The sequence below is a fragment of the Pseudomonas sp. NBRC 111140 genome, assembly GCF_001320885.1.
In the GTDB taxonomy this organism is placed as follows: Bacteria; Pseudomonadota; Gammaproteobacteria; order Pseudomonadales; family Pseudomonadaceae; genus Aquipseudomonas; species Aquipseudomonas putida_P.
The window spans coordinates 1-11,445 of the sequence record NZ_BCBQ01000133.1; the positions used below are offsets into that span (position 1 = coordinate 1).

10 protein-coding genes and 1 pseudogene are annotated in these 11,445 nt (G+C 61.8%); 2 read left to right on the forward strand and 9 right to left on the reverse strand.

The window, feature by feature from the left end:
• The 9 genes and pseudogenes from APH42_RS29645 to rpsB form a co-directional block, all read right to left on the reverse strand.
• Window positions 1–120 (reverse strand): annotated as a pseudogene (locus tag APH42_RS29645) (outer membrane assembly protein); the annotation flags it as partial.
• Between the two features lie 74 nt (window positions 121–194).
• Window positions 195–1,547 (reverse strand): RIP metalloprotease RseP, encoded by a 1,353-nt coding sequence (gene rseP, locus APH42_RS26955; RefSeq protein ID WP_060494613.1) that lies wholly within the window; start codon window positions 1,545–1,547, stop codon window positions 195–197.
• A gap of 71 nt (window positions 1,548–1,618) precedes the next feature.
• Entirely contained in the window at window positions 1,619–2,809 is a 1,191-nt protein-coding gene (gene ispC, locus APH42_RS26960) for a 1-deoxy-D-xylulose-5-phosphate reductoisomerase (protein WP_012270840.1), read from the reverse strand.
• A complete protein-coding gene (locus APH42_RS26965; protein ID WP_012270839.1) occupies window positions 2,806–3,621 on the reverse strand; it encodes a phosphatidate cytidylyltransferase in 816 nt (271 codons plus the stop codon). The genes ispC and APH42_RS26965 overlap by 4 nt, the downstream gene beginning before the upstream one ends.
• Entirely contained in the window at window positions 3,621–4,376 is a 756-nt protein-coding gene (gene uppS, locus APH42_RS26970) for a polyprenyl diphosphate synthase (RefSeq protein WP_012270838.1), read from the reverse strand. The genes APH42_RS26965 and uppS overlap by 1 nt, the downstream gene beginning before the upstream one ends.
• Window positions 4,377–4,391: 15 nt before the next feature.
• Entirely contained in the window at window positions 4,392–4,949 is a 558-nt protein-coding gene (gene frr / locus APH42_RS26975; protein WP_012270837.1) for a ribosome recycling factor, read from the reverse strand.
• Entirely contained in the window at window positions 4,946–5,689 is a 744-nt protein-coding gene (gene pyrH / locus APH42_RS26980) for a UMP kinase (protein WP_012270836.1), read from the reverse strand. Before pyrH ends, frr begins: the two co-directional genes overlap by 4 nt.
• 180 nt (window positions 5,690–5,869) lie before the next feature.
• Entirely contained in the window at window positions 5,870–6,733 is an 864-nt protein-coding gene (gene tsf / locus APH42_RS26985; RefSeq protein WP_012270835.1) for a translation elongation factor Ts, read from the reverse strand.
• A gap of 185 nt (window positions 6,734–6,918) precedes the next feature.
• On the reverse strand, window positions 6,919–7,656 hold the full coding sequence (rpsB, locus tag APH42_RS26990) for a 30S ribosomal protein S2 (RefSeq protein WP_012270834.1): 738 nt from the start codon (window positions 7,654–7,656) through the stop codon (window positions 6,919–6,921).
• Between the two features lie 345 nt (window positions 7,657–8,001).
• On the opposite strand from rpsB, the gene map reads away from it, so the two are divergent.
• A complete protein-coding gene (gene map, locus APH42_RS26995) occupies window positions 8,002–8,784 on the forward strand; it encodes a type I methionyl aminopeptidase (RefSeq protein WP_012270833.1) in 783 nt (260 codons plus the stop codon).
• A gap of 41 nt (window positions 8,785–8,825) precedes the next feature.
• A partial coding sequence (locus APH42_RS27000) for a [protein-PII] uridylyltransferase (RefSeq protein WP_060494614.1) occupies window positions 8,826–11,445 on the forward strand: 2,620 nt, incomplete at its 3' end.

Below are 11,445 nucleotides of genomic sequence, written 5' to 3' on the forward strand. Positions count from 1 at the left end.
GCTGCCGGCGGAAACCCGCTGCAGGCCGTTGACGCGAATATCGGAGATGGTGAAGGACTCGGCGTGAACTTCAGCGATCATCAGTGCGGACATGACCGCAGTTAGCAGCAGACGTTTCATGAAGTCCTTTTATTCCAACTGGCAATAAACAACCTGCCGCCACAAAACGGCAGGTTCGCAATTGAGCGAAGCTTTTATAGTCGACCCAGATCGTTGATCAGGGCGAGCAACATCACCCCTATGACCAAACTGATACCGATCTGGACCCCCCAACCTTGCACCCGATCGGATAGCGGACGACCGCGCGCCCACTCGACCAGGTAAAACAGCAAATGCCCCCCATCCAGTACTGGAATGGGCAGCAGGTTAAGAACCCCCAGGCTTATGCTCAGGTAGGCCAGGAAATTCAGGAAATCCCCCACGCCGGACTGGGCTGAAGCGCCCGCCACTTTAGCAATGGTTATCGGTCCACTCAAGTTTTTTACCGAGAGCTCCCCGAACAGCATTTTCTTCAGCGATTCAAGGGTCAGGACGCTCATGTTCCAGGTGCGCGACAAGCCCTCACCCACCGCATCCAGCGGGCCGTAGCTGACTTCGCGGAGCATGTTGGCAGGCCATTCGCCACCTTTTACCCCGGCACCCAGATAGCCACCAACTGCCTTGCCCTCGCCCTTGCGGGCCAGGGTCACCGGCAGCTCCAGGGCCGTACCGTCGCGCTCCACACGCACCACTACTTTGGCATCTGGGCGGGCGCGAACACTGTCGACTACTTGCTGCCATTCAGTGACGGCCTGGCCATCGACAGCCAGCAACTTGTCACCGGTTTTCAGGCCCGCAGCGGCTGCCGGCCCCTTCGGATCGATCTCGGCAAGCACTGGCGTGATCGCCGGGCGCCAAGGGTGCAGCCCCAGAGACTGGATCGGGTCCGGCTCGTCAGCGCCCTTGAGCCAGCTGTCCAGCTTGACCTGCAGTTGGCGCTCAGCGCTGGCGCCCTCTTCAAGCACGCCAACCTGCAACGTACCGCTCTCACCCAGGCGACGAACCAGTTGCAGATTGACCGCTGACCAACCGTTGGTCGCTTTGCCATCGATAGAAACGATTTCCTGACCCGCGGTCAGACCGGCCGATGCTGCCAGGCTGCCACTATCGACCGCACCGATTACCGGACGGACCTGCTGGGTACCCAGCATCGCCAGCACCCAGAAAAACAGGATAGCCAGCAGAAAGTTGGCAATCGGGCCTGCCGCGACGATCGCGATACGCTGGCGTACCGACTTGCGATTGAACGATTGCCCAGCCAGCGCTGGCGGCACATCGCCTTCGCGCTCGTCGAGCATCTTGACGTAGCCCCCCAACGGGATAGCCGCAACCACGAACTCGGTGCCGTGGCGGTCATGCCAGCGCAGCAGCGGCGTGCCGAAGCCCACCGAAAAACGCAACACCTTGACGCCACAGCGGCGCGCCACCCAGAAGTGGCCGAATTCGTGGAAAGTGACCAGCACCCCCAAGGCCACAAGGGTGCCGATAATCATGTAGAGCGCTGTCATGTCCATCTCCGAATGATGTTCAGCGGGCCGGTGTCACGCCCAGCCCCCTCACGAACCGTGGCGAGCCTGCATCAGCGACCGTGACGCCTCAGCCACTCACGGGAAAGCTCCCGGGCACGCTGATCGGCGGCAAACACCGCGTCCAGCGACGGCAGCGGCACGACGGGCTCCTGGTCGAGTACCTGTTCGATCATACCCGCGATCTCCGGGAAGCGGATACGCCGCTCAAGAAATGCCTCGACCGCCACTTCGTTGGCCGCATTGAGCACGGCGGGCGCGCTATTGCCGGCCTCGGCAGCCTGCCGCGCCAGGCGCAGGCAAGGGAAGCGTTGTTCGTCGGGCGCCTGGAAATCCAGACGGGCGATGGCGAACAGGTCCAGCGGCGCGACCCCGGAGTCGATCCGTTCAGGCCAGGCCAAGGCATTGGCGATCGGTGTGCGCATGTCCGGGTTGCCCAGTTGCGCGAGCACCGACCCGTCCACATAGTCGACCAGCGAGTGGATCACGCTCTGCGGGTGCACCACCACCTCGACCTTGGCCGGCGCAGCATCGAACAGCCAGCAGGCTTCGATCAGTTCGAGCCCCTTGTTCATCATGCTGGCCGAATCCACGGAAATCTTGCGCCCCATGGACCAGTTAGGGTGCGCGCAGGCTTGCTCCGGGGTCACGTCCAACAACGCCTCGACCGGCGTCTCGCGGAACGGACCACCGGAAGCGGTCAGCAGGATCCGGCGCACACCAACGGCACTCAAGCCTCGGGCGTAGTCGCCAGGCATACACTGAAAGATCGCGTTGTGCTCACTGTCGATCGGCAGCAACACGGCGCCACTGCGCCGCACTGCCTCCATGAACAGCGCGCCCGACATCACCAGCGCTTCCTTGTTGGCCAGCAATACCTTCTTGCCAGCCTCGACAGCCGCCAGCGTAGGGCGCAGGCCGGCGGCACCGACAATGGCCGCCATCACTGCATCCACTTCCGCTGCCGACGCCACCTGGCACAGCCCGGCCTCGCCTTCCAGCACCTCGGTGGCGCAGCCGGCTGCAGCCAGGCTTGCGCGCAGCCTTGCGGCTGCCTCGGCGCTCGGCACCACGGCGAACGCCGGGCGATGACGCACGCACAACGCCAACAGCTCGTCGACGCGCGAATAGCCACTGAGGGCAAACGCCTGATAGCGATCAGGGTGCCGCGCGATCACATCCAGCGTGCTCAGGCCGATGGAGCCAGTGGCCCCGAGCACGGTAATACGCTGCGGACGACTCACATCACACCCCATTCGGCAGCCCACAACAGCACCGCAAAAATCGGGATTGCCGCAGTCAGGCTGTCGATGCGATCAAGCACGCCACCGTGGCCGGGCAGCAGGTTGCTGCTGTCCTTGATGCCGGAGCGGCGCTTGAACATGCTTTCGGTCAGGTCACCGACTACCGAGGCCATGACCAGCAGCGCGGCGCCCAGCAGGCCGAGCAGGACCTGACCAAAGCTCCAGTCGCGGCTGATGCCGACACCCAGGGTAATCAGCAGGCTGACCGCCAGACCACCGTACACGCCCTCCCAGCTCTTGCCCGGGCTGACTTGCGGGGCCAGCTTGCGCTTGCCGAACGCCCGCCCAGAGAAGTACGCGCCAATGTCGGCAGCCCACACCAGCACCATGACCGACAGGATCAACCCGTTGCCCAGCGGCCAGTGCTTGAGCAGCACCAGCCCCTGCCAGGCGGGCAGCAGCACCAGCAGGCCGATCAGCAGCCGGCAGGCAGCACTGGCCCACAGCTCGCTGCTGCGCGGATAGGTCAGCACCAGCCAGGTTGCCAGCCCCCACCAGATCACCGCGGCGCCCAGCACCCAGGGCGCCAGCTCTGGAAGGATGTACAGCAGCATCAGCGCCCCGGCGACCACCGCGGCATAGGCAATACGCAGCGGCTGGGCCATCAGCCCGGCAAGGCGCGCCCACTCCCAGGCACCGAGGGTCACCACGAAGCCGATGAACAGGGCGAAATCGCCACCGTTGAGCAGGAAGAAACCGCCCAGCGCGATCGGCAGCAGGATCAGCGCAGTAATGATGCGTTGTTTAAGCATTAAGCACGAGCTCCAGCCTCGACCTGCTCGCTGGTCTTACCAAAGCGGCGCTGGCGCGAAGCGAAATCGGCCAGGGCATTGCGCATGGCCTCGTGTTTGAAGTCCGGCCAGTACAGGTCGGAGAAATACAACTCGGCATAGGCCAGCTGCCACAGCAGGAAATTACTGATGCGGTGCTCGCCACCGGTGCGGATGCACAAGTCCGGCAATGGCAGCTCGCCGGTTGCCAGGCAGGCCTGCAAAAGGCCCGGGGTGATGTCTTCCGGGCGCAGGTGCCCAGCTTGCACTTCCCGCGCCAGCCGCTGGGCGGCCTGGGCGATGTCCCACTGGCCACCGTAGTTGGCTGCAATCTGCAGGATGAAGCGATTGTTACCGGCGGTCACTGCCTCGGCTTCGCGCATGGCAGCCTGCAGCTCAGGGTGGAAACGCGAACGGTCACCGATGATGCGCAGGCTGATGTTGTTTTCGTTGAGGCGCTTGGCCTCACGGCGCAGGGCCGAGAAAAACAACTCCATCAGCGCACCCACTTCTTCGGCGGGGCGCTGCCAGTTTTCGCTGGAGAAGGCGAACAGGGTCAGCACCTCGACCCCGGACTTGGCACAGACTTCGATGACCGCGCGAACGGCGTCGACACCCGCTTTGTGCCCGGCAACGCCGGGCAGCAGGCGTTTCTTCGCCCAGCGGTTGTTGCCATCCATGATGATCGCGACATGACGCGGCACCGAGGACGGCACCGCTGGCTTGGTCTTTTCCATTAAAAAACCCCGGCCTTAAACGGCCATCAGGTCCTTTTCCTTGGCTTTGAAGGCAGCATCGACTTCGGCAACGAACTTGTCGGTCAGCTTCTGGATCTCATCAGCGGCGCGACGTTCTTCGTCTTCACTGATTTCCTTGTCCTTGGTCAGCTTCTTCAGGTCAGCCAGGGCGTCGCGGCGCACGTTGCGCACAGCTACCTTGGCGTCCTCGGCCACACCGCTGGCCTGCTTGGTGTAGCCCTTGCGGGTTTCCTCGGTCAGGGCCGGCATCGGCACACGAATGGTGGTACCGGCGCTGGATGGGTTCAGGCCCAGGTCGGAGGTAAGGATGGCCTTCTCGATGGCAGCGCTGAGGTTCTTGTCGTGAGCGACGATCTTCAGGGTGCGAGCATCTTCGACGGTGATCGCGGCAACCTGGTTCAGCGGCATTTCGCTGCCCCAGGCAGTGACCTTGACGGTATCCAGGATGCTTGGGTGCGCGCGACCAGTGCGGATTGCCGCCAGGTTGCGGCCCAGGGCCTCGAGGGACTTGGTCATGCGCTCCTGCGCGTCTTTCTTGATGTCGTTGATCATGCTTGGCCTTCCTCGATCAGAGTACCTTCAGCGCCACCCACCACGATGTTCAGCAGGGCGCCAGGCTTGTTCATGTTGAATACCCGCAATGGCATCCCGTGGTCGCGACACAGAACGATTGCAGTCAGGTCCATCACACCCAGCTTGCGATCCAGGACCTCGTCGTAGGTCAGGTGATCGAACTTCTCGGCGTGCGGGTCCTTGAATGGATCGGCAGTGTACACACCATCGACCTTGGTCGCCTTCAGCACCACATCGGCATCGATTTCGATGGCACGCAGGCAGGCTGCGGAGTCGGTGGTGAAGAACGGGTTGCCAGTACCGGCGGAGAAAATTACCACATCCCCGGAGTTGAGGTGGCGAATAGCTTTGCGACGATCGTAATGATCGGTGACACCGACCATGGAAATGGCCGACATGACCAGGGCCGGGATGTTCGAGCGCTCCAGCGCGTCGCGCATGGCCAGGCCGTTCATCACGGTGGCCAGCATGCCCATGTGGTCACCGGTGACACGGTCCATGCCGGCTGCACTGAGCGCGGCACCGCGGAACAGGTTGCCACCGCCGATCACCAGGCCGACCTGGACACCGATCCCTACCAACTGGCCAACTTCAAGGGCCATACGATCCAGCACTTTCGGGTCGATCCCGAAGTCTTCCGAGCCCATCAGGGCCTCGCCGCTAAGTTTGAGCAAAATGCGTTTATAGCGAGGTTGGCGACCACTCACCTGCTGAGCCATTGCGAGTCTCTCCTGCGGCGTACTTTTAGAAAATTCATGCGGGCTGTTTGCAGCCTGCTAACTGTAGCGTGGCACCGTTTTGGCGCCAGCGGCGGCGGGCCTTATAAACCCTTTGCCGTTTTGACAAAGAGGCTGCGCGCGTGAGCGGGCAGCCTCTTTGGGGCGACAGACGGGGCTGTCTTACTGCTTGGCAGCAGCTACCTGAGCGGCAACTTCAGCAGCGAAGTCGTCGACTGGCTTCTCGATGCCTTCGCCTACTTTGAAGTAGGTGAAGGAAACGATTTCAGCACCGGCTTTCTTGGCCAGTTCGCCAACCTTGACTTCTGGGTTCATGACGAAGGCTTGCTCTTTCAGCGAGGCTTCGGCCTTGAACTTGGTGATACGGCCGTTGATCATGTTTTCAACGATGTTTTCCGGCTTGCCGGCGATCTTGTCGGCGTTCAGCTGCAGGAAGACACCCTTCTCGCGCTCGATGGCCTCGGCGGAGATTTCCGACGAATCCAGGAACTCAGGGTTCGACGCTGCAACGTGCATGGCGATGTTTTTCGCCAGCTCTACGTCACCACCTTTCAGAACGACGACAGCGCCGATCTTGTTGCCGTGCAGGTAGGCACCGACAACGTCACCTTCAACGCGCACCAGGCGACGGATGTTGACGTTCTCGCCGCACTTGGCAACCAGGGCTTCACGAGCAGCTTCACGCGAGGCGATCAGCGGAGCAGCATCGGTCAGCTTCTGGGCGAAGGCTTCTTCGAGGCTTTCGGCAACGAAGTTCTTGAAGTCGTCTTGCAGGGCCAGGAAGTCGGTCTGCGAGTTCACTTCCAGCAGGACGGCGGATTTACCGTCGGTCTTGACGGCGATAGCGCCTTCAGCAGCGACGTTGCCAGCCTTTTTGGCGGCCTTGATGGCGCCCGAGGCACGCATGTCGTCAATGGCTTTTTCGATGTCGCCGCCGGCCTTTTCCAGGGCCTTTTTGCAATCCATCATGCCTTCGCCGGTACGCTCGCGCAGTTCTTTTACCAGCGCTGCAGTAATTGCTGCCATTTCAAAATCCTCTTGGAAAGTTTTTCAACCATTCCACCCGTTGATCACGGGCGTTCAATTCTGCTAATCCGCTGTTTTCATTTCAGCACGCCCATGATGCGGGGCCGATGCTGACAGCAGGATTTCAAGGTGGCAAAAAGGGGGCAGAGCCCCCTTTTTGCGTGCCAAGTAGACGCTAGCGCCTATTACTCAGCAGCAGGTGCAGCCGCTTCTTCAACATAGACTTCGGTGCCGCCAGCAACGTTGTTGCGGCCGCGGATGATGGCGTCAGCCATCGAAGTCATGTACAGCTCGATGGCGCGGATGGCGTCGTCGTTGCCTGGGATGATGTAGTCAACACCTTCCGGGCTGCTGTTGGTATCGACAACGCCGATAACCGGGATGCCCAGCTTGTTTGCTTCGGTGATAGCAATGCGCTCGTGATCAACGTCGATCACGAACAGGGCATCAGGCAGACCGCCCATGTCCTTGATACCACCCAGGCTGCGGTCCAGCTTTTCCAGATCGCGCGAACGCATCAGGGCTTCTTTCTTGGTCAGCTTGGCAAAGGTGCCGTCTTCGGCCTGGGTTTCCAGGTCGCGCAGACGCTTGATCGAAGCGCGGATGGTTTTGTAGTTGGTCAGCATGCCGCCCAACCAGCGGTGATCAACGTATGGCGAACCAGCGCGAGCAGCTTGCTCGGCGACGATCTTGCCGGCGGAACGCTTGGTGCCGACGAACATGATCTTGTTCTTGCCCTGAGCCAGACGCTCTACGAACGCCAGAGCGTCGTTGAACATTGGCAGGGTTTTTTCCAGGTTGATGATGTGGATCTTGTTACGCGCGCCGAAAATGTACTTGCCCATTTTCGGGTTCCAGTAACGGGTCTGGTGGCCGAAGTGCACACCGGCCTTCAGCATATCGCGCATATTGACTTGGGACATGATAGTTCCTTGATAAGTCGGGTTGGGCCTCCACGCGTCCCAATGACCAACCCGCAAATTCGAGAACTCGGGGCACCCAGGTCATCGTGTCGACACGTGTGTGGGTTTAAGCTGACGGGGTCGTCCCCGAAAGCGGCGCATGTTATACCACAGACCGCGAGCGAACGAAACCCGGATGAGGTCGCGTCCGTCAGCGGTTTTTGCAGCGCCCCGTCAAACAGGCCAAAATGCCTCCTGTAGAGAGCAGCATGGCCGCCTTTATCCCGACAGAATGCCGCCCTGCTCTGCTAGAATCCGGCCTTTCCCGTTTGTTCGCGCCGCATGCGGCGCTGTAGAGAGCCTGTAATGACCGTCAACATCAAGACCGCAGAAGACATCGAGAAGATGCGCATCGCCGGCCGCCTGGCCGCCGACGTGCTGGAAATGATCGAGGAACACGTCAAGCCCGGTGTTACCACCGAAGAGCTCGACCGCCTGTGCCATGACTATATCGTCAACGTCCAGCAGGCCATCCCGGCGCCGCTCAACTACAAGGGCTACCCGAAGTCGATCTGCACCTCGATCAACCATGTGGTCTGCCATGGCATCCCCAACGACAAACCGCTCAAGGACGGTGACACGCTGAACATCGACGTCACCGTGATCAAGGACGGCTACCACGGCGATACCAGCCGCATGTTCCACGTCGGTAACGTGCCGGTATGGGCCGAGCGCCTGTCCAAGGTTACCCAGGAGTGCATGTACAAGGCCATCGAGCTGGTCAAGCCGGGCTGCCGCCTGGGCGATATCGGCGAAGTGATCCAGAAGCACGCGGAAAAGAACGGCTTCTCCGTGGTGCGCGAGTTCTGCGGCCACGGCATCGGCAAGGTGTTCCACGAAGAGCCGCAGATCCTGCACTACGGCCGCGCCGGCACCGGCATGGAGCTTAAAGAAGGCATGACCTTCACCATCGAGCCGATGATCAACCAGGGCAAGGCCGACACCAAGGTGCTGGGCGACGGCTGGACTGCCATTACCAAGGATCGCAAGCTTTCAGCCCAGTGGGAGCACACCCTGGTGGTGACCGCGACCGGCTACGAAATCTTCACCCTGCGCAAGGACGACACCATCCCGCGCACTTCGGCCTGACCTCGCCCCCACAGGCCACCCCACGACAGGAATGTGACGCGATGCCCCAGGTGGATCCCGAGCTGTTCGACCGTGGCCAGTTCCAGGCGGAACTGGCCCTCAAGGCGAGCCCTATCGCCGCCTTCAAGAAAGCCATCCGTCTGGCCGGCGAGGTGCTCGACAAGCGTTTTCGTGCTGGTAGCGAAATCCGCCCACTGATCGAAGCCCGCGCCTGGCTCGTCGACAACATCCTGCAACAGGCGTGGAACCAGTTCGACTGGGGCGACCAAAGCGGCATCGCCTTGGTCGCGGTAGGCGGTTACGGGCGCGGTGAGCTGCACCCGCACTCGGACATCGACCTGCTGATACTGCTGGGCGCGGCCGAGCACGAGCAGTACCGCGACGCCATCGAACGCTTCCTTACCTTGCTGTGGGACATCGGCCTGGAAGTGGGCCAAAGCGTGCGCACCGTCGACGAATGCGCCGAACAGGCCCGCGCCGACCTGACGGTCATCACCAACCTGATGGAAAGCCGCACCATCTGCGGCCCAGAGGCCCTGCGCCAGCGCATGCTGGAGGTGACCAGCACCGCGCACATGTGGCCGAGCAAGGAGTTCTTCCTGGCCAAGCGCGCCGAGCTCAAGGCCCGCCACCACAAGTACAACGATACCGAGTACAACCTGGAACCCAACGTCAAAGGGTCGCCAGGTGGCCTGCGCGACATCCAGACGGTGCTGTGGGTGGCCCGCCGCCAGTACGGCACCCTGAACTTGCATGCACTGGCCGGCGAGGGCTTTTTGCTGGAAAGCGAGAATGAACTGCTGGCCTCGTCCCAGGACTTTTTGTGGAAGGTACGCTACGCCCTGCACATGCTTGCCGGACGCGCCGAAGACCGCTTGCTGTTCGACCACCAGCGCAGCCTGGCCACACTGCTGGGCTACGGCGACGACAACCCCAAGCGGGCGATCGAGCAGTTCATGCAGCAGTACTACCGGGTGGTGATGAGCATCAGCCAGCTGTGCGACCTGATCGTCCAGCACTTCGAAGAGGTCATCCTCGCCGACGAGGAAAGTGGCAGCACCCAGCCGCTCAATGCGCGCTTCCGCCTGCATGACGGCTATATAGAAGCGGCCAACCCGAACGTGTTCAAGCGCACGCCGTTCGCCATGCTGGAAATTTTCGTGCTCATGGCCCAGCGCCCGGAAATCAAGGGCGTACGTGCCGATACCGTGCGCCTGCTGCGCGAGCACCGGCACCTGATCGACGACACGTTCCGCACCGATATCCGCAACACCAGCCTGTTCATCGAGCTGTTCAAGTGCGAAATCGGCATTCACCGCAACCTGCGGCGGATGAACCGCTACGGCATCCTTGGCCGCTACCTGCCGGAGTTTGGCTTGATCGTCGGGCAGATGCAGCATGACCTGTTCCACATCTACACAGTCGATGCGCACACCCTCAACCTCATCAAGCACCTGCGCAAGCTGCAATACACGCCGGTATCCGAAAAATTTCCGCTGGCCAGCAAGCTCATGGGGCGCCTGCCCAAGCCCGAGCTGATCTACCTGGCCGGCCTGTACCACGACATCGGCAAGGGCCGCCAGGGCGACCACTCGGAAATCGGCGCGGTGGACGCGCAAAAATTCTGCGAGCGCCACCAGTTGCCGGCCTGGGACAGCCGCCTGATCGTCTGGCTGGTGCAAAACCACTTGGTGATGTCGACCACCGCCCAGCGCAAGGACTTGTCCGACCCGCAGGTGATCAATGACTTTGCCCTGCACGTGGGCGACGAGACCCGCCTCGATTACCTGTACGTGCTGACCGTGGCCGATATCAACGCCACCAACCCCAGCCTGTGGAACTCATGGCGAGCCAGCCTGCTGCGCCAGTTGTACACCGAGACCAAGCGCGCCCTGCGTCGCGGCCTGGAAAACCCGCTGGACCGCGAAGAGCAGATTCGCCAGACCCAGTCCTCAGCGCTGGATATCCTGGTGCGCGAGGGCACCGACCCAGACGACGTGGAACAATTGTGGTCGCAGCTGGGTGACGACTACTTCCTCAAGCACAACGCCGCCGATGTGGCCTGGCACACGGATGCAATTCTCCAGCAACCGGCCGATGGTGGGCCGCTGGTACTGATCAAGGAAACCACCCAGCGCGAGTTCGAAGGCGGCACGCAGATCTTCATCTACGCCCCCGACCAGCACGATTTCTTCGCCGTGACGGTGGCGGCCATGTCGCAGCTGAACCTGAACATCCACGATGCGCGCATCATCACGTCGAGCAGCCAGTTCACCCTCGACACCTACATCGTGCTGGACAACGACGGTGGCTCGATCGGCGACAACCCGCAGCGGGTAAAGCAGATTCGCGACGGCCTGACCGAAGCGCTGCGCAACCCCGAGGACTACCCGACCATCATCCAGCGCCGAGTGCCGCGCCAGCTCAAGCACTTCGATTTCCCACCGCAGGTGACCATCCTCAACGATGCCCAGCGGCCAGTGACCATCCTCGAAATTACTGCACCCGACCGCCCTGGTCTGCTGGCCCGGCTGGGGCGGATTTTCCTGGAGTTCGACCTGTCATTGCAGAACGCCAAAATCGCCACCCTCGGCGAGCGGGTGGAAGACGTGTTCTTCATCACCGATGCCGACAACCAGCCGCTGTCGGACCCGCAGCTGT

What these genes read in the sequence shown, in the direction of transcription:
- rpsB (WP_012270834.1), bottom strand. Translation starts at nt 7,656, where the DNA reads ATGTCCCAAGTCAATATGCGCGATATGCTGAAGGCCGGTGTGCACTTC.
- APH42_RS26965 (WP_012270839.1), bottom strand. Translation starts at nt 3,621, where the DNA reads ATGCTTAAACAACGCATCATTACTGCGCTGATCCTGCTGCCGATCGCG.
- frr (WP_012270837.1), bottom strand. Translation starts at nt 4,949, where the DNA reads ATGATCAACGACATCAAGAAAGACGCGCAGGAGCGCATGACCAAGTCC.
- tsf (WP_012270835.1), bottom strand. Translation starts at nt 6,733, where the DNA reads ATGGCAGCAATTACTGCAGCGCTGGTAAAAGAACTGCGCGAGCGTACC.
- uppS (WP_012270838.1), bottom strand. Translation starts at nt 4,376, where the DNA reads ATGGAAAAGACCAAGCCAGCGGTGCCGTCCTCGGTGCCGCGTCATGTC.
- rseP (WP_060494613.1), bottom strand. Translation starts at nt 1,547, where the DNA reads ATGACAGCGCTCTACATGATTATCGGCACCCTTGTGGCCTTGGGGGTG.
- map (WP_012270833.1), top strand. Translation starts at nt 8,002, where the DNA reads ATGACCGTCAACATCAAGACCGCAGAAGACATCGAGAAGATGCGCATC.
- pyrH (WP_012270836.1), bottom strand. Translation starts at nt 5,689, where the DNA reads ATGGCTCAGCAGGTGAGTGGTCGCCAACCTCGCTATAAACGCATTTTG.